17 protein-coding genes and 3 tRNA genes are annotated in these 16,423 nt (G+C 65.1%); 9 read left to right on the forward strand and 11 right to left on the reverse strand.

Translation table 11 applies throughout. The annotated features are described in order from the left end of the window. Positions 1–43: 43 nt before the first annotated feature. The 5 genes from CEY08_RS16400 to CEY08_RS16420 are packed head-to-tail and all read right to left on the reverse strand — an operon-like array spanning position 44 to position 5,030. Positions 44–1,540, reverse strand: coding sequence for a class I adenylate-forming enzyme family protein (locus CEY08_RS16400; protein ID WP_076814696.1), 1,497 nt, complete (start codon positions 1,538–1,540; stop codon positions 44–46). A gap of 9 nt (positions 1,541–1,549) precedes the next feature. Further along, positions 1,550–2,284, reverse strand: coding sequence for a CoA-transferase subunit beta (locus CEY08_RS16405; protein WP_042794462.1), 735 nt, complete (start codon positions 2,282–2,284; stop codon positions 1,550–1,552). Then, positions 2,277–3,110 carry a CoA transferase subunit A gene (locus CEY08_RS16410; RefSeq protein ID WP_042794463.1) on the reverse strand — a complete coding sequence of 278 codons (834 nt, stop codon included), beginning with the start codon at positions 3,108–3,110 and terminating at the stop codon, positions 2,277–2,279. Before CEY08_RS16410 ends, CEY08_RS16405 begins: the two co-directional genes overlap by 8 nt. Positions 3,111–3,141: 31 nt before the next feature. Next, on the reverse strand, positions 3,142–3,864 hold the full coding sequence (locus CEY08_RS16415; protein ID WP_063641129.1) for an enoyl-CoA hydratase/isomerase family protein: 723 nt from the start codon (positions 3,862–3,864) through the stop codon (positions 3,142–3,144). Continuing rightward, entirely contained in the window at positions 3,861–5,030 is a 1,170-nt protein-coding gene (locus CEY08_RS16420) for a CaiB/BaiF CoA transferase family protein (RefSeq protein WP_076814697.1), read from the reverse strand. Before CEY08_RS16420 ends, CEY08_RS16415 begins: the two co-directional genes overlap by 4 nt. Before the next feature lie 284 nt (positions 5,031–5,314). Between CEY08_RS16420 and CEY08_RS16425 the strand changes: the two genes are divergently transcribed. After that, complete coding sequence (locus tag CEY08_RS16425) at positions 5,315–6,283, forward strand: Bug family tripartite tricarboxylate transporter substrate binding protein (RefSeq protein ID WP_063641128.1); 969 nt, start codon at positions 5,315–5,317, stop codon at positions 6,281–6,283. After that, positions 6,280–7,926 (forward strand): FAD/NAD(P)-binding protein, encoded by a 1,647-nt coding sequence (locus CEY08_RS16430; protein WP_232033819.1) that lies wholly within the window; start codon positions 6,280–6,282, stop codon positions 7,924–7,926. Before CEY08_RS16425 ends, CEY08_RS16430 begins: the two co-directional genes overlap by 4 nt. Here CEY08_RS16430 and CEY08_RS16435 read toward each other — a convergent pair. Together CEY08_RS16435 and CEY08_RS16440 are read right to left on the reverse strand one after the other, a co-directional pair. After that, entirely contained in the window at positions 7,835–8,599 is a 765-nt protein-coding gene (locus tag CEY08_RS16435; RefSeq protein ID WP_063641127.1) for an IclR family transcriptional regulator, read from the reverse strand. The genes CEY08_RS16430 and CEY08_RS16435 overlap by 92 nt on opposite strands. 62 nt (positions 8,600–8,661) lie before the next feature. After that, positions 8,662–9,288, reverse strand: coding sequence for a cysteine dioxygenase family protein (locus CEY08_RS16440; protein ID WP_063641126.1), 627 nt, complete (start codon positions 9,286–9,288; stop codon positions 8,662–8,664). Positions 9,289–9,457: 169 nt separating this feature from the next. Here CEY08_RS16440 and CEY08_RS16445 point away from each other — a divergent pair, with 169 nt between their 5' ends. Then, positions 9,458–10,258 (forward strand): SIR2 family NAD-dependent protein deacylase, encoded by an 801-nt coding sequence (locus CEY08_RS16445; RefSeq protein ID WP_076814699.1) that lies wholly within the window; start codon positions 9,458–9,460, stop codon positions 10,256–10,258. On the opposite strand, the gene CEY08_RS16450 is transcribed toward CEY08_RS16445, so the two are convergent. Continuing rightward, on the reverse strand, positions 10,233–10,778 hold the full coding sequence (locus tag CEY08_RS16450; protein ID WP_076814701.1) for a hypothetical protein: 546 nt from the start codon (positions 10,776–10,778) through the stop codon (positions 10,233–10,235). The genes CEY08_RS16445 and CEY08_RS16450 overlap by 26 nt on opposite strands. Positions 10,779–11,044: 266 nt before the next feature. Here CEY08_RS16450 and CEY08_RS16455 point away from each other — a divergent pair, with 266 nt between their 5' ends. The 3 genes from CEY08_RS16455 (at position 11,045) to CEY08_RS16465 (ending at position 12,442) form a co-directional block, all read left to right on the forward strand. Then, entirely contained in the window at positions 11,045–11,647 is a 603-nt protein-coding gene (locus CEY08_RS16455; protein ID WP_076814703.1) for a helix-turn-helix domain-containing protein, read from the forward strand. A 100-nt stretch (positions 11,648–11,747) separates the two neighbouring features. Further along, positions 11,748–11,996 (forward strand): hypothetical protein, encoded by a 249-nt coding sequence (locus tag CEY08_RS16460; RefSeq protein WP_170946329.1) that lies wholly within the window; start codon positions 11,748–11,750, stop codon positions 11,994–11,996. Positions 11,997–12,205: 209 nt separating this feature from the next. Then, the gene (locus CEY08_RS16465; RefSeq protein ID WP_042794474.1) at positions 12,206–12,442 is read left to right on the forward strand and encodes a DUF3079 domain-containing protein; all 237 of its coding nucleotides are present in this window, start codon (positions 12,206–12,208) and stop codon (positions 12,440–12,442) included. A gap of 126 nt (positions 12,443–12,568) precedes the next feature. Here the strand turns inward: CEY08_RS16465 and CEY08_RS16470 are convergent. Next, a tRNA-Arg gene (locus CEY08_RS16470) sits at positions 12,569–12,645 on the reverse strand. 280 nt (positions 12,646–12,925) lie between these two features. Between CEY08_RS16470 and CEY08_RS16475 the strand changes: the two genes are divergently transcribed. The 3 genes from CEY08_RS16475 (at position 12,926) to CEY08_RS16485 (ending at position 16,007) form a co-directional block, all read left to right on the forward strand. Beyond that, on the forward strand, positions 12,926–13,615 hold the full coding sequence (locus CEY08_RS16475; protein WP_076814705.1) for a DUF3313 domain-containing protein: 690 nt from the start codon (positions 12,926–12,928) through the stop codon (positions 13,613–13,615). Between the two features lie 81 nt (positions 13,616–13,696). Continuing rightward, entirely contained in the window at positions 13,697–15,139 is a 1,443-nt protein-coding gene (locus CEY08_RS16480; protein ID WP_076814707.1) for a DUF1254 domain-containing protein, read from the forward strand. Between the two features lie 97 nt (positions 15,140–15,236). Next, positions 15,237–16,007 carry a hypothetical protein gene (locus CEY08_RS16485; RefSeq protein ID WP_076814709.1) on the forward strand — a complete coding sequence of 257 codons (771 nt, stop codon included), beginning with the start codon at positions 15,237–15,239 and terminating at the stop codon, positions 16,005–16,007. A 125-nt stretch (positions 16,008–16,132) separates the two neighbouring features. Here the strand turns inward: CEY08_RS16485 and CEY08_RS16490 are convergent. Both CEY08_RS16490 and CEY08_RS16495 read right to left on the reverse strand, forming a co-directional pair. After that, positions 16,133–16,209 (reverse strand) — tRNA-Arg (locus tag CEY08_RS16490). 123 nt (positions 16,210–16,332) lie between these two features. Next, positions 16,333–16,409: transfer RNA gene (locus CEY08_RS16495), tRNA-Arg, on the reverse strand. Between the last annotated feature and the right edge of the window lie 14 nt (positions 16,410–16,423).

Genomic DNA, 16,423 nt, shown 5'->3' on the forward strand with positions numbered 1-16,423 from the left:
TGGCCGCACGCCCCGGAACACGGGGCGTGCACGCCGTTTTCGATTACACGCGCAGAGCCGCGGGTGCCAGCTGGCGGGCCAACGCCTTGCGGTCGACCTTGCCCACCGCATTCTCCGGCAGGCGATCGATCCAGAGCACGTCACGCGGCACGTAGATCCGGCCCAGGCGCGCCAAGACTTCCGCCTGTATGCCGGGCCCGTCCGGTGCGAGGTCCCCCGCGCGCTGCACGAAGATCACGGGCACTTCACCCAGATCCTCGTCCGGCGCGCCCACCACGCAGCAGGCCGCCACGCCGGGCAGTCCCGTCACCACCCCCTCGATCAACGCCGGCGAAATGTTCTCCCCGCCTCGGATGATCACATCCTTAATGCGGCCGGTAATGCTCAGGTAGCCCTGATCATCGAAACGCCCCAGATCGCCCGTGCGCAGCAACTGCGGCGCAAGGGCGTCGGCGTTGTCCACTCCCAGATATCCCAGCATCAGGCTGTCGCCTTCGATGCAGATCTCGCCTTCTCCGCCTGGCGCGGCCTGCGTGCCGTCCGGCAGCCGCAAGGTAACGCTCTGGCCGGCCAGCACCGTGCCCACTGAACCGACGCGCCGCGCTGCGGGGGGATTCATGGTCGATGTGCAGGTAGCTTCCGACAAGCCATACGACACCACCAGCGGGCAGCCCAGGAAGGCTTCGATGCGCCGATGCAGCGCTTCGGTGATCGGCGCCGAGCCGCAACGCGCAAAGCGCAACGCCGCCAGGCTGGACGGATCGAATTCCAGCTCCAACATGCGCGCATACATGGTGGGCACGCCCGTGATGATGGTGGGCCGGAACGCCTGCAGCAAACCCGGCATGTCTTCCGCCCGGAACCGGCCCGCCAGCGCTACGCAGGCACCGGCCAGCAGCGGCGTGAAAATCTGATTATTGAGCGCATTGGTGTGATGCAGCGGCATAACGTGCAGCAGTCGGTCCTGCGGCGTCAAACCCGTGTGCGCGAGCACCCCGCGCGCATTGTTTGCCAACCCGCGATGGCTGAGCAGCACGCCTTTGGGATTGCCTGTGCTTCCCGACGTGAATAACAGCAGGCCCGCGTCGCCGGGCTCCGCCTCGCCGGCGCCCGTCCAATCCAGCGGCCCTTGCGCCACGCCTGCGGCGTCCAACAAACATTGCTGCGCCAGGCCGCTGGCCCGGGCCGTCGTGGCATTGGACTCGTCATGCAACACCCAGTCCAGCCCCACCGCCGCCACGCGCCGGGCGGTTTCCGCATCCGATAGCCGCGGCTCCAGCGGACACGGACATGCGCCCGCCGCCATCACGCCCAGAATGGCCAGCACCTGGCTTTGCGAGCGTTCCATCGCGATGGCCACGCGGCTGCCGCGCGCCACGCCAACGGCGCGCAGGCCGCCGGCGATGCATCCAACCGCGCGGTACAGGTCGGCATACGTCAGCACGCCCTGCGCAGTCGCAATGGCAGGCTGCACGGCCCATTGCGGCTGGCTCCACAGGCGCGCAAAAGCGGCCACCAACGTGGCATCGGCGATCGTCATCCTGGCCTCCTAGCGCAGCACGACGGCGGCGTCGCGTTCGAACTGTCCGTCAGGATCCAGTTCGCGCAGCGCGCGCGCTTCAGCGGTCGAGGGCAGCGCGGACGGCTCGGCGCCCGTGGCGTCGAATTCGAATCCCGTGCGCTCACGCACTTCGGACAGGCTGGATTCCGGATGCCAGGACTGCAAGGCCAGGCGCCCGTTGCGCTTGACGAATACGGCGATCGGCGTGACCACGCCGTGGAATCCGCCCCAGGAGGTCATGAAGTCCAGCTTGGGCACGAAGGTGCGGCGCGAGTGCTCCGTGCGCCAAGTGCAGGCGCGCCTGGCGGTAGGCAGCATCACTGCGCCGCCCCCGCCCCCCGGCAGGCGCACCTTGGGTTCATGCCAGTCGCCAATGCAGGAATTGTTGGCGCAGCCTTCCCCATCGATCTGGGCCGCGCCAAGGAAGGTCAGGTCCATGCGGCCGCGCGTGCACAGGTCGTAGAAATCCTCGTTCGAGAAGATCGAGGCCGTGTGCTCGGCCAGCACCGGATCGGAACTGGAGATCGGCACGTGCGAGGGCCGCGGATTCACGCCGCCAGCCACGTTGATGTAGACGAAGTCCCAGTCATACGCGCGCTTGGCCAGCAGGCAGGCCAGCATGGGCATGGTGGAATTCACGCCGCTGAAGGTGATTTCGTCCGGACGGATAAACCGCGCCAGATTGGTGACGATGTACGAAAATCCCGACCATTGCTCAGCCATGCTGCACCTCCCGTGCTTCCGGCGCCGCGGCCATGTGCGCCTGAAGATCGCCTTGCTTGTCCATGTATGCCTCCACCGCTGGATAGTCGATGGCGTAGTCCGGCCAGCAGGACCCGGGCCAGGCGCCTTGCGGCGCCACGGCAAATGCCTGCACCATGAAGAACGGCACCAGCGTGGATTCCGGATTGGCCTCGAACACCGCGCTGTCGACGACCTTCTCGGCCACCACCAGCACACTGCCCGCCGCGCGCGACATGATGCGGTCCCAGTGCGCGGTGCCGTGCACGCGCACATTGCCCAGCGCGTCCACTTCCGACGCATGAATCACGGCAAAGTCGGGGCGGATCGCCGGCACTACCCAGGTCTGCTGGCCGCTGCCATAGGGATCGTCCAGGCATTTCCAGCCATTGAGCTCGGGCAGGCCACTGCCATGCAGGCCGCCGCAAGGCTGGAACGGCACACCAAAGGCGGCTGCCCGCAGCCCGGCCGTCAGGCTCGCGCAGGCATGTTCTTCCAGTTCGATCTCGTGACGCTCCACGGCCTTGCGGTACCACGGCGCCAGGCCGAAGTTCCCTTCCATGGCGACGATGCCCGCGCGCACGCGGCGCAGCGCGCCGGCGCGGCACAGGATGTCCACGTCGTAGCCAGGCGACTGCTTGACCAGCTCCAGGTCGCGCCGCCCCTGCCGGATCAGCTCGCGCACGAAGGCGAATGGTCCGCGGTGCAGGAAGCTGCCGCCCAATGCAATCGATGCGCCGTTGGGCACCAGCGCGGCCAGCTCGGCCAGGGTGCACTGCTTGTTCTTCTGATTGAAACCCGATGCCATGATGTCTCCTTGCCTGCTTGTTCTTGTGCGCCTAGCGCGCCTGCAGATACGCCGCCACCCGGTCCTTGAGGCCCGGCTCGGCGGCGGAGCGCACCAGGCGGGCAAGATCGGTGTCGGGCGTTTCCGCCGACAGCGCCGCGTATAGCTGGACGCGGCTGGCGCAGCTGAGCGCGGACGCGGCGTCCAGCGCCTCGCGCTCAATGTCCGGCCAGTCCTGCGCCGCAACGATGCGGCTGGCGAAGCCGTCACGCAACGCCTCTTCCGCGCTGAACGTGGCTGCCTGCTCCAGCACCGCGCGCGCACGCTCCGCCCCAACCAGTGCCGCATAACGTCGCGTGCCCAGCACCAGGCCGAATTTGAGCCCGGGCATGCGGAACGTGGCGTCCGGCGCGCTGACGCGCCATTTGCAGGCGCCAAACAAATCCACGCCCGCGCCGAAGTTGCGGCCATGGGCCAGCGCCAGCGTCAGGCACGGCGACGCCGCCAGCCGTTGCAGCAGTGTCTCGATGCGCACGAAACGCAGCAGCAGATCGCCCTCGCTCTGTTCCTGCCAAGCGCCGAAGTCGAAACCCGCGCTGAAGTTCTTGCCTTCGCCCTTGAGCACGATGAGCTTGGCGCCGCCGGCCTCGGCCTCGTCCAGCGCGGCAATCAGCGCTTCCACCAGTTCGGCCGACAAGGCGTTCATCTTGTCGGGCCGCGCCAGCGTCAGCACATGCGCCGCGCCTTGCCTGTCGATGCGCAGGACGCCGCTCATGCAGTCGTCTCCTTGCGGGCCGCGCGCAGCGCGCCCAGCACTTCGTCATTGTGTTCGCCCAATGCGGGCGGACGACGGCGCAAGGCCGTAGTCTGTCCGTCGAAGCGCACGGGCAACCCGAAAGTACGGGTGCGCACGCCGTTGGGCAGCTCCACGGGCTGCACCCAGCCCATGTGCTCCACCTGCGGATCGGCCAGCACTTCGGAATAGGTGTTGATGGGCGCGCATGGCACTCCGGCCGCGCGGAACCGCGCCAGCCAGGCCTGGGCGTCCTCCGCCTCGAAGATCGCCTCCAGGATCTCGCGCAGGGCCGTCTGGTTGCGCGCGCGGGCGCTGGTATCGGTAAAGCGCGGATCAGTCAGCAGATCTTCCCGGCCCACTGTCGCGCATACGCCCTTCCACAACGCCTGGTTGCCCGCGGCCATGCCAAAGTACCCCCCCTTGCAGCGGAAGGCCTGGTAAGGCGCATTGCGCGGATGTGCCGATCCCAGCTTGACCGGATCCTTGCCGCTGCCAAAGAACTCCGAGGTCTGCAAGGCAGCGATGCCCAGCGTGGCGCCCAGCATGGGGACGTCGATATGCGTGCCTTGTCCGTCGGCCTGGGCCGCCCGCAAGGCGGACGCGATGGCGAACGCGCCGTACAGGCCCGCCGAAAAGTCCGCCAACGGAACGCCGCACTTCACGGGTTCGCCCCCGGCCTCACCGGTCACGCTCATGATGCCGCTCATCGCCTGGATGGTCAGGTCGAAGCCGCCCTCCTGCGAGCGCGGACCAGACTGGCCATAGGCCGAGATCGAGCAATAGACCAGTCTGGGATTGGCCTCGCGCAGTTGCGCGTATCCCAGCCCGAGGCGATCCATCACGCCCGGCCGGTTGTTTTCGATCAGCACGTCGACGGAAAGCGCGAGCTCGCGCGCCAGGGCCAGGTCGCCGGGGTCCTTGAGGTTCAACGTCACCGAACGCTTGTTGCGGTTCAGCGACGCGAAGTTCTCGCTATAGCCCTCGGAAATGGGCGGCCAGCTGCGCAGCGTATCCCCGCCTTCGGGGTTTTCGACCTTGATCACGTCGGCGCCCATGTCCGCCAACAACATGCCGCAAAAAGGTCCCGCCGCGACATTGCAAATCTCCAGCACCGTAATGCCGGCCAGTGCCGAACTGGGTGTCATGTCTGACCTCTCGTTATGAAAATTCAATATTTAGGATGAATAAAACATTATAAAAGCACGCCTTGAAGGCTGGCATCATTCACCGCACGCCTGCTGCAAGCGCATGAATTCCGGCGCCATTCCTAGTGCAATCCCTATGTAGCGCGCTTAATTGTTGACCAGCATATCACCGTGTGGAATTCTAAGTAAACCATTTATTGATACACGAGTCCTATATTTTAGGATTTTAAAAAAGGACCGCGGCCCAGCGCATGCCGGCCCCCACCGACACCAAGGAGACTTCCATGAAGAAAATGTGGCGCATTGCCCTGACTGGCATGGCGCTGGTTTTGGCAGGCGGCGCGGCCGCGGCCGACAACTGGCCGACGAAACCCGTGCGCATGGTGGTCCCCTTCCCACCCGGCGGAGCAACGGATGCCGCTGCGCGCATCTATGCGCAACATCTGGGCGACTACCTGGGCCAAGGCGTGGTCGTGGAAAACAAAGCGGGCGCGGGAGGCGAGATCGGCGCGGAGTACGTCGCCAAATCCGCGGCCGACGGCTATACCCTGCTGATGGGCGCAGTGGGCAGCCACGCGATCCATGCCGCCATGCCGGACAAGCCCGGCTACGACTTTGGCACCGCCTTCGTGGGCGTATCGATGGCAACCAGCATGCCCATGGCCGTGGCGGTGAACAGCGCCAAGATCCCGGCGAAGAATGTCCAGGAGTTGATCGCCCTGGCCAAGAGCCGGCCCGGCTCCATCACCTTCGGCTCGGCCGGTCCGGGGACGTCCCAGCACATGGCGGGCGAACTCTTCCAGGTCGTGACGGGCACCAAGCTCATGCATGTGCCCTATCGCGGCAGCGGCCCGGCCATTACCGACCTGCTCGGCGGCCAGATCGACATGGTGATCGAAACGTTGCCGGCGCTGCTGCCGCAGGTTGCCACCGGAAAAATCCGCCTGCTCGGCGTCACGACCGCCACGCGAGCCACCGCATTGCCGGATCTGCCCACGCTGGCTGAGCAAGGCGTAAAGGATTACTCGGTCGCCACCACTTACGCTTTGCTGGCGCCGGCCGGCACACCGCCCGCGGTGGTGGACAAGCTTTCGGCGGGCATGCAGAAGGCTGCCGCCATGGCGTCCGTGCAGCAAGCTGCGCAAAAGCTGGGCGCCGACGCCGTGGCCACCACGCCAGCCGACACCAGCCGCGTGCTGAAGCAGGAAGTCGCCCGATGGGCCGACGTCGTGCGCCTGTCGGCGTCCAAATGATGGCGCCTCGCGCAAGCTCCACCCCGCCTGCCGCGGACCTGGCCATCGTTGGCGGCGGCTCGGTAGCCGTCAGCCTCCTGTATCAGTTCCTGCTCTCGCTGGAACCGGCCGGCGCCCGACCACTGGCCATCGTGCTGTTCGAGCCGCAGGCCGAGCCGGGCGCGGGCGACGCCTACCAGGACGATCTGCCGAGCAACCTGCTCAATATCCCCGCTGGCAATATGTCGGCGCGGGCCGACCACCGGCTGGATTTCGTGGAATGGCTGCGCGTCCAGGACCCCGCCTGGCTGCGCGCGCACGACGCCGAAACGATCGCACCGACGGACTTTCTGCCGCGGCCGCTGTTCGGCGCCTACATGCGCGCAGTGTACGAACGAGCCCGCGCACTGGCGCATGCCCAGGGCATCGCGCTCACGCACGTGCGCAGCCGCGTCCGCCGCGTGGCGCCCCTGCCTGGCGGCGGCGTGCATGTGGAACCCGAACAGGGAGCGCCCTGCATCGCGCGCTATGTGGCGCTATGCAACGGCAACCTGCCCTCGCAGGCCTTTCCCGGGTTGCGAGATGCGCCCGGATACTTCAACAGCCCATATCCCGTGCGCGCGCTGGCCAGCGGCATCGCCGCCGATGCACCGGTCTGCGTGGTCGGCACCAGCCTGAGCGCCGTCGACGCCGTGGCGGCCTTGCGGCAGGCAGCCCATCGCGGCCCCATCTTGTGCGTGTCGCGCAATGGCCGCCTGCCTGCCGTACGCAGCCCCCACAACCGTACGCCCGGCAGGCTGCAACAACTGGGCCCGGAAGGCGTTCCGCGCCTTGCCGCCAGGCATGGCGGTGAACTGTCTCTTTCAGCCATCGCGGCGGCGCTCCAGGAAGAAGTGCTTGCGCTGGGCGGCAGCCTGGAACCGGCAGACGTGCTGGGCATGGACGGCGATGCCCGCGCCGCGCTGGACGCGGAGATACGGCGGTCCGAGCAGGCCGCCCGTCCCTGGCAGGCCGTGGCGGCAGCGACCAACGCCACCGTGGACCTGATCTGGCACCTGATGCCGCCGTCCGAGCGCGGCCGCTTCCAGGCGCAGTGGCGTTCGCTCTGGATGGCGCGGCGCGCCACCTTTCCGATGCGCAACGCCCTGAAGCTGCAGGCGCTGTTCCAGAACGGCCAGCTGCAAGTGAGCGGCGGCTATCTGGACAGCCGGCACGACAGCGCCAGCGGCCTGTTCCACACGCGCTTGCGCAATCCGGCGGGTGACATCAGCACGCACGCCAGCCGTTATCTGATCAATGCCACCAGCTTCTCGGTCGATACGTCGCGCACGCAGGACCCGTTGGTGTCCGCGCTGCTGCGCGAAGGGCACGCCCGGCCCGACCCTCACGGCGGCCTGGCGCTGGACTACGACACGGGCTGCCTGAAAAACGCGCAGGGTGAAATCCAGGCGCATATTTCATTGTTGGGCAGCCTGGCGAGCGGCACGTACTTCTGGACCACCTCCATGGATGTCAATGCGCGCCTGGCGCAAGGCCAGGCCCGGCGCATCGCCGCGGCCCTGGCGCGGACCGCTATTGGTCCAGATAGCCCCGGCGATAGCCCATCCCTTGCGAAATCGACTGGGCACAGGCGGCCACTTCCGGCGCCAGCTGCTTCATCCTAGCGGCGCTCAGGCGATCCAGCGGCCCCGAGATGCCTATCGCGGCCACGGGCTGGTCCAGACTGTTGAACAGGGTCACGGCCAGTCCGCCCACGCCTTCGCGCCATTCGCCCCGGTTGATCGCGTAGCCGCTGCGGGCGATCTTGCGCAGTTCGTCCTTCAGCAGCGGCATGGACACGATGGTCGATGGCGTATGGCGCACGAGCTTGTCGGCGTAACGCTCGACGTAGCCTTCCGCCTGATAGGCGAGCAAGGCCTTGCCGGTGGCGACGGCATAGGCCGGCGCGCGTCCGCCCACCATGGAATAGGCGCGTATGGGCTGGGGGCTGTCGATCTTGTCTACGTACACCACGTCGAAGCCGTCGAGCACGGACAAGTGCACGGTTTCTCCCGTCTGGTCGGCCAGCGTGCGCATGTGCGGGGCTGCCAGCTTGCGCACGTCCAGTTGGGCTAGTTGACGCGCCGCCAGCTCGAACAGCCGCACCGCGCCGCGATAACCGCCGCCGTCATCGTCCTTGATCACGTAGCCCGCGTGGATGAGCGTCTGCAAGGTGCGGTGCGTATTGCTGCGGGTCAGCCCGACGCGAGCGGCCAGCGCATCGATGGTGCGCGGCGGATTGTCCACGTCGGTGACTGCCTCCAACACCATCAGGCCTTTGAGCAGCGTCTTGTCCATTGTTTGTTTTCCTAATATTTAGGACAAGAAAATAGCACGAGACGCCGCAATCGAACAGGGTGCTAGCCGGCGCCGCCAGCAATCGCGGCCCGCACGGCTTCCGAGCGGTCCCAGAGGTTGGGCAGGCTGGATGAAGAATACCCCGACACAAAAGGCTTGGCCTGCCCCGTGGCGGGGTCATAGACATGGCGCGACACGGCGCCGATATTGCCGCCATAGAGATGGACGCTGATGGATACGCGGTCCGCATGGGCATTGGACACGCGGTGGATGTCGCCCTCGGCGGGCGACAGGCGCTCCACGTCGCCCGGTTGGAGGGTCGTCGCGGCTCCCGCAGGGGCCACGCCGCCATCCTGGCCGCGGACATAGCGCTGATTGACCTCGGCGCCGCGCAACATGCCCACATAGCCCCACACCTCATGATCGTGCACCGGCGTGAACTGCCCGGGCCCCCATACGAAGCTCACCAGCGAAAACCGCTCCAGCGGATCGCAATGCAGCAGGTATTGCTGGTAGTACTGCGGATGGGGCGCGGTACAGGCCTCGGGCAGCCAGTCATCATGCCGCACCAGATCCGCGAAGGCCGCCTCCAGCTCCGGGCTTTGCGCCAGACCGGAAGGTGTGGCCAAGCGGGTCGCGGCGGCGATGAAGCGGCGCAGCCTGTCCAGGCCGCCTTGAGATTCGGGCATTGCGTCTCTCCATGAGTTCTGGAAATCCCAGATTGAAAAAATAGTATCCACGATTCAGGACGGATGCGCAGCCTTGCCCCTGACGCCGCCCGGGTAATCGCCCCAAGGCTATTCTTGACAGGGCCAGACTCGCGCATGCGAGCGTATCGGACGGGCTGCAAGATTGAAAATGAAAAACACGCATCAGGATATTCCCCCCTCGCTGACGCAAGCGTTGCGGCAGGCTCGGCGCATCGTCGTCTTCACCGGCGCCGGCGTCTCCGCGGAAAGCGGCATCGCTACCTTCCGCGATGCGCTGACGGGCTTGTGGTCACGCTTTGACGCGCAGGCGCTGGCTACCCCCGAGGCGTTCCAGGCCCAGCCCGACGTCGTCTGGGGCTGGTATGAATGGCGACGCGCGCAAGTCCTGCGCGCAACCCCGAATGCCGCGCACCGCGCCATCGCGGCATGGGCGCGGCATGTGCCCGAACTGCTCGTCGTCACGCAGAACGTGGATGATCTGCATGAACGCGCAGGCAGTCCTCGCGTCGCGCATCTGCATGGCAGTCTGCATGCTCCCCGCTGCTCGGCCTGCGGCGCCGCGCACACCTTTGCGCAGGAGCTTCCGGACGAACCCGAAGAAGGACGGCGCATCGTCCCGCCAGCCTGCTCACACTGCGGCGCTCCCGTAAGGCCCGGCGTCGTGTGGTTCGGTGAAAGCCTGCCTAGGGACGCCTGGAGCCACGCCATGCTCGCCGCCGAACAATGCGACCTGCTATTGAGCATAGGCACATCCGCGCTGGTCTACCCGGCGGCTGAGTTGCCGCAACGCGCGCTGGCTGCCGGCGCGATCGTGGCGCAGATCAATGTAGCTGCAACCCCGCTGGATGCGCGCGCGCACCACAATCTGCGCGGCGCGGCCGCGGACGTCATGCCCCGGCTGCTCGCCAGCGCGGGCTTCGCCCTCACCACTTGCAGCCCCGATCCGTGACGGTATCGGCCAGCAGGAATGGCAAGGCCAGCAAGCCCATGTCGGCATGAGCGTTCTTGCACGGTGGCCGCGCGCTCTTCGCGATGCCTCGCGCGAGTTCGGATTGCTCGACCGGCGCCTTGGGCCCCAGGCGCACCACGGGCTCACCGCGCGAGCGCGGCATGCCCGCCGACGCCGCGTCTTCCGCTCGCCAACCGAAGTCGCGATGCGAGTCCTGCGCGCCTGAAGCTTGCGCGGGCGCCCGCTGCGGCGAAGGCGGCGCGGGCGTCTTGTACGCGCCGGAACGTTGCCGTGGCGGCGCGGAAGGAATCGACGGCGTATCGATGCGTGCAGGCGTGGCAGGCCCGGGGTTGCCCGCGGAGGCCCCGGCGGCCATTTGCTGCGACGACGTGGAACGCTGCGGGACCTTTTCCGGCAACAGATCCACGAAGAACGAAAGGTCCGGCGGGTGCGCGGCGGACCCGCCTATGGGCTCTATCCGTTCGCGCCACCAGAGCCCAGCCAATCCCGCATGCAGCATGCATGACGCCAGTACCGCCCACCACGCCACCGCCTTTGCTCGCGGCCGCGCATCCCGGATTCCTGCCGCGACAACGCGCATCGACACCACTCGAACAGTACGCCCGGACAACAGGCAACGCGGCGATGATAGCCTCGCGCGCAGTGAAGATTTGTGAAGATGTTGTGGGCTGATGTGGCGCACAATCAGAGACTCAAGTCAGGCGAGGGGAAACCCCAAATCCCACCACACGCACCCCGGGATACAGTGGCGGGAAAGGTTTCGCCGTGGAGATTATCATTCCGTTTTCCTGGAGACTTCCCGACGTGTTTGTGCGCTCGCCAGACGGTGTCTTGCACCGTGTGGTGCGCCACGCCACGACCACGGAAACCATCGCGCAACTCGAGAGCATGCCCAGCAATTACCACCTGGATTGCGAATGCATGCTCGACAACGGCGAAACCCTGCACTGGATTGGCGACAACCAGTATCGCCAACTGAATAGTGGCACCATTTTCACCGCCGAAACCGCGGCCACCACGCCACGTGGCGATTCCCGCAAAAGCGCTGCCACCAAGAGCAGCCTGCGCGACGCACGCAGAAAACCCGCGGCGCGCAAAGCCTCTGCACAGGGGCAGAGTCATTTACCATTAGCTGTCGTCAATCTAAAAACCGGCAACGACTGGAGCCTGATACGCGCCTGGCGCGAGCATCTCAATATCAGCACCGCTGATATGGCTGCGCGGCTGGGCGTGGACCACTCCATCTACGTCGAACTGGAAAGGCCGCGCCCGCGCCCCAGGCAGGTTATCCTGGACCGCGTATCCGAAGCCCTGGGCGTCTCTCCCGACCAGCTCGACGATTCATTGTTTGGAGGGCATTTTCAATAGCGCCTCGCGCCGGAACATCAAGCTTCCCGCCCGGGCGCACTGAACTGCCCAAACGACTTTGGCGCCGTAATCCAATGGCCCGCGCATGGAGGTATCGCATATGCTCGGCACCGCAAGACGATTGACCGACGTCCTCGCCACCGCGCCGGACGGCACGCTGTACCGCATTGAACGCTTCGTCTCGGACCCGGACGCGTACTCCGCGCTGGGCACCCCGCGTTTCGACCCGAAGACGCATTGCATATGCCGCACCAGCACAGGCGAAAAGGTCTCGTGGCTGGGCGGACAGACCTACCGTCTGGTAAAGAGCGGCACCTCGCTGACGGCGGTGGACCGACGACGCCACTAGGCCCACCAGGACCGCCACCCCATGCATTCGGGTGGCGGCCGTTGCATCCCCAAATCTTCAAGCCCACGGCACCGGCGCGCGTCCGGCATCGCCGGCGCTCGCGCTTGTTCCAGATCAAAGATATTCATGCGCACCGAGCAGTACGCTGTACGCATACATGGAACGAGCGGCGTCGCCCCCGCGGCGCCATCAGGCAGCAGGCACCCGGCATGGCCAAGAAGTTTCCCTTGCATCCCAAGCACCCCGAACGCATATGCTGGGGCTGCGATCGCTATTGCCCTACCGACTCGATGGCCTGCGGCAACGGCTCCGGCCGCACCATGCATCCCGCTGAAATGCTGGGAGACGACTGGTACACAGTCGGTGATTGGGGGTTCGACGACGGCGATGACAACGCCCGAGGCCCGGTTCCAGTCCAGGCCGCGGACCCTCCATCGACGCACTGAGCCGCAGTGAATCAATCCGCAGTGAATCAACCCGCAGTGAATCAATCCCTGCTCGCAAAACAAAAAGGCCTTCGATCCAAGATCAAAGGCCTTTCCGTTTTCTTTCTGTAGGCCAAGCAAGAAGCTTGGCGCGCCCGGCAGGATTCGAACCTACGACCCCCTGGTTCGTAGCCAGGTACTCTATCCAGCTGAGCTACGGGCGCTCCGAAAGAGGCGTGTTTATACCATGAATAATAAAAGCTGCGCAAATCAGCCGCCCTGTGGCGGTGGTTCCTTCCACAAAACACGCGCAAAGAAAATAGTTCAGAAAGCCCGGTTCACGAGTCCGCATTGCGAAACTCCCGCGTTGGAAAAATAATTGGCTTCCTGTGCATTTAAGTCATAACATGCGCCCACGAGCGGAAAGCAGCTTCTGTACGGGACCTCTCGCCGACGCCAGCAGCCGGGGCTCTCATCGCCCCCTAACGGTCAGAAGGAACTTGCATGAACATCAAGCATTCCTCGGGCGCGCTTCTACTGAGCCTTGCGGCCACGATTTTGTCGACGGGCTGTTCCACCGCCCCACAACCGGCGGAATCCGGTTTCCTCCCTGATTACTCGCTTCTGCATCAAGCGCCGGCCCCCGACGGCGGCACCCGGCTCGTTTACCTGAACCCCGCATTCAACCCGTCGCGCTACACCGCGGTCTGGCTCGATCCCGTGATGTATTACCCCGAGCCCCAGCCTTCCGCGGACGTTTCCCTGGAAACCCTCACGGAAATACGCGATGCGGTCAACGAAACCCTCAGGCGCAAGGTGGGCGAGCGCGTGAGGCTGGTCGATCGCGCCGAACCGGGCGTCGCCCATATACGCATCGCAATCACGGCGGTAGGCACCTCTGCGCAAGCGCTGCGAGCCTATCAATACATCCCTATCGCCCTGGTCATGACCGAGGCCAAGGCCGCCATGGAAGGAGGCATGGCGCGCAACGCGACCGTCGCCATCGAGGCGCGGGTCACGGACAGCATGACGGACGAATTGCTGTATGCGTCCGTGCGGGGCGGCACGGGCGAGAAGGTCGCCAACGCCACCCAAGGCGCCGGCGGCGTCCGCCTGTCCAAGCTGCAACCGCTGATAGATGAATGGACTACGGGCGCTGCCCAGGAAATCGGGAAGTACGTCCGGGAACGGTGAAGCAAGGTATCGGGCGGCACAGTCCTGGCTGTGCTGCGGCCCTTCGTGATTTTCAAACCATGATTCCGTTGGAGCGATCCTATGAAGCTGACACGCCGCACATTGAACACGGGCGCTCTTGCCCTGCTCGCAACCAGCGCCCTGCGCAGGCCCGCCCGGGCTGCCGATGGCTTGGTCGCGGATTTGCCTGAAGGCGACGAGCAATTCGGCGTGGCCACCGATGTCTACGTCTACGCCTACCCGCTGGTGACGATGGAGATGACCAGGCGTGTCATCACCAACGTGGCGGAACCCAAGGGGACACGAGCGCCGATGGGGCATCTCATCAAGCTGCGGCAGTATCCCGATGCGAAGTTCCGGGACGTGACGGCGCCCAATGCCGACACGCTCTACACCACGTCCTTCTTTGACGTCGGCGATGAGCCCTGGGTCGTCAGTCTGCCGGACATGAACGGACGCTATGCCTTGTTTCCGATGCTGGACGGCTGGACGACGGTATTCGACGTGCCCGGGAAACGCACGACGGGTACAGGACCGCAAACCTTCGTGGTGACCGGCCCCGGCTGGGAGGGCGCGATTCCACCAGGCATGACCCAGTACAAATCGCCGACCAGCATCGTCTGGTTGCTGGGCCGCATTTACTGCACCGGCACTCAGGAGGACTACGCGGAAGTCCACAAGCTGCAGGATGAAGTGAAGCTCTGTCCGTTGAGCGCCTGGGGCAAGGATTGGAATCCCCCCGCAGGCAAGGTCGACCCCGCCATCGACATGAAGACCTCGGTGCGCGACCAGGTCAACAACATGGACGCGGTCGAGTACTTCAGCTTGTTTGCCCAGTTGCTCAAGCGCAACCCGCCCAACGCCGCCGACGCGCCCATCGTCGCGAAGATGGCCACGATAGGGATCGTGCCCGGCAAGGACTTTGACAAGACTCTGCTCGACCCTGCCGTTGCGAAGCGCGTTCCCCAAGTCGGCTTTGGGCGCATCATGACGCATTTCAAGTCCAGCGGCGGCGACATACAGGACATCGACGGCTGGGGCTTCACAACCAAGACCGGCATCTATGGCACCAACTACCTCCAACGCGCGCTGGTGACCGCGATCGGCCTGGGGGCCAACCGCCCGCAGGACGCCATCTACCCCACCTCCCTGAAATCGGATACCGGCGCCATCAAACGTCTCTATGACGGATCCGAAAAATATGTGCTGACGTTCAAGAAAGGCCTCACGCCTCCCGTCTCGGGCTTTTGGTCGCTGACCATGTATGACGCGGCCTACTTCTTCGTCGACAACCCGCTGAACCGCTACTCGATCAGCGCGCGCCAGCCCCTGAAGGCAAAGCCGGACGGGTCGATCGATTTGCTCATACAGCATGAATCGCCCGGCCCCGAACTGGAGTCGAACTGGCTGCCGGCGCCCAAGGGAAAATTCATCCTGATGATGCGCCTGTACTGGCCCAATGAAAGCAACCCATCCATCATCGACGGCTCCTGGACCATCCCTCCGGTAAGAAGGGTCACCTGATTCCGGCGTGGCACCCGCCGGCCGGAGGCCGGCTTTGCGCTCACCGCGGGCGTGACGGATCCGATCCATCGCGCCTGCAGTTTGGGAAGGGTTTGCAATGAAAAAAAAGATCACGGGCTGCCTGGCTTGCGGCCTGCTCCATGCCGCGGCGGCAGTTGGCGCCGAAACGGACCCCGCTCCCGCTTCCCTGCCCTCGAATGAATGGCAGTTCGCGGTCACGCCTTACTTCTGGGCTGCCGGCCTGTCCGGCAAGGTGTCCCAATCGCGTTCGCCAGTCATCGATATCCATGCCGACTTCGACAAACTGTTCGACAACCTCGACTTCGGCGCCATGCTGATCGGCGATGCGCGCAAAGGGCGCTACAGCGTATTCGGCGACCTGATCTACACCAAGATCGGCACCCAAGGCGACACACCGCGCGGCCTGCTGGCCAGCAGCGCGGACGTGAAGACATCCACATTCGCGGGACTGCTCGGGATGGGGTATTCCGTGCTGGAGAATTCGCCGCACCAGCTGGATGTGGTGGCGGGCTTGCGGGTCTGGTCGGTCGACACCGACATCACGCTCAAGGGCGCTCACCTGAATGGCAGGACGCGCAGCGACGGCGCCACGTGGGTAGACGGCCTGGTAGGCGTGCGCGGAAACTATGTCCTCAGCTCCAAGTACTACCTCACCGGCTGGGGCCTGATCGGCGCGGGCGGCGCGGAAGCGGATTGGGACGTCGGCCTGGGCATTGGCTACAACATCAGCAAGAACGTCTCGGCAGCGATAGGCTATCGCGCCCTGGGCGTGGACTACAGCAGCGGGGGATTCAAGTTCGACGCGGTGCTCCAAGGCCCGATGGCGGGCTTGACGATCCGCTTCTGACAGGCCTGCTCCGCCAATGATCCAGCGATCCGTCGCGACGGCGTTGGCGACGCGCAAAACAAAAAGGCCTTTGATGCATGATCAAAGGCCTTTCCATTTTCTTTGCTGTATTGACCAAGTGAACTTGGCGCGCCCGGCAGGATTCGAACCTACGACCCCCTGGTTCGTAGCCAGGTACTCTATCCAGCTGAGCTACGGGCGCTCCGGCAAAGAGGCAAAATTATATCAGAAAAATCTTGCCGTTGTTTTTACTGCTCTGTTTTTACTGCTTTTACTCTTCACTGCTCTTGCTATTTAAACGAGACGTTCAATGCGCAATCGAACTTGGCGCGCCCGGCAGGATTCGAACCTACGACCCCCTGGTTCGTAGCCAGGTACTCTATCCAGCTGAGCTACGGGCGCATTTGCGTTTCGCA

The organism is Achromobacter insolitus (assembly GCF_002209555.1).
In the GTDB taxonomy this organism is placed as follows: Bacteria; Pseudomonadota; Gammaproteobacteria; order Burkholderiales; family Burkholderiaceae_B; genus Achromobacter; species Achromobacter insolitus.

Excerpts from the sequence above, each read along its gene's own strand:
- CEY08_RS16475 (WP_076814705.1), top strand. The coding sequence starts at position 12,926 with ATGAACATCAAGCATTCCTCGGGCGCGCTTCTACTGAGCCTTGCGGCC.
- CEY08_RS16480 (WP_076814707.1), top strand. The coding sequence starts at position 13,697 with ATGAAGCTGACACGCCGCACATTGAACACGGGCGCTCTTGCCCTGCTC.
- CEY08_RS16420 (WP_076814697.1), bottom strand. The coding sequence starts at position 5,030 with ATGACACCCAGTTCGGCACTGGCCGGCATTACGGTGCTGGAGATTTGC.
- CEY08_RS16410 (WP_042794463.1), bottom strand. The coding sequence starts at position 3,110 with ATGGCATCGGGTTTCAATCAGAAGAACAAGCAGTGCACCCTGGCCGAG.
- CEY08_RS16460 (WP_170946329.1), top strand. The coding sequence starts at position 11,748 with ATGCTCGGCACCGCAAGACGATTGACCGACGTCCTCGCCACCGCGCCG.
- CEY08_RS16465 (WP_042794474.1), top strand. The coding sequence starts at position 12,206 with ATGGCCAAGAAGTTTCCCTTGCATCCCAAGCACCCCGAACGCATATGC.
- CEY08_RS16440 (WP_063641126.1), bottom strand. The coding sequence starts at position 9,288 with ATGCCCGAATCTCAAGGCGGCCTGGACAGGCTGCGCCGCTTCATCGCC.
- CEY08_RS16430 (WP_232033819.1), top strand. The coding sequence starts at position 6,280 with ATGATGGCGCCTCGCGCAAGCTCCACCCCGCCTGCCGCGGACCTGGCC.
- CEY08_RS16415 (WP_063641129.1), bottom strand. The coding sequence starts at position 3,864 with ATGAGCGGCGTCCTGCGCATCGACAGGCAAGGCGCGGCGCATGTGCTG.
- CEY08_RS16485 (WP_076814709.1), top strand. The coding sequence starts at position 15,237 with ATGAAAAAAAAGATCACGGGCTGCCTGGCTTGCGGCCTGCTCCATGCC.
- CEY08_RS16400 (WP_076814696.1), bottom strand. The coding sequence starts at position 1,540 with ATGACGATCGCCGATGCCACGTTGGTGGCCGCTTTTGCGCGCCTGTGG.
- CEY08_RS16435 (WP_063641127.1), bottom strand. The coding sequence starts at position 8,599 with ATGGACAAGACGCTGCTCAAAGGCCTGATGGTGTTGGAGGCAGTCACC.
- CEY08_RS16450 (WP_076814701.1), bottom strand. The coding sequence starts at position 10,778 with ATGCTGCATGCGGGATTGGCTGGGCTCTGGTGGCGCGAACGGATAGAG.
- CEY08_RS16405 (WP_042794462.1), bottom strand. The coding sequence starts at position 2,284 with ATGGCTGAGCAATGGTCGGGATTTTCGTACATCGTCACCAATCTGGCG.
- CEY08_RS16425 (WP_063641128.1), top strand. The coding sequence starts at position 5,315 with ATGAAGAAAATGTGGCGCATTGCCCTGACTGGCATGGCGCTGGTTTTG.
- CEY08_RS16445 (WP_076814699.1), top strand. The coding sequence starts at position 9,458 with ATGAAAAACACGCATCAGGATATTCCCCCCTCGCTGACGCAAGCGTTG.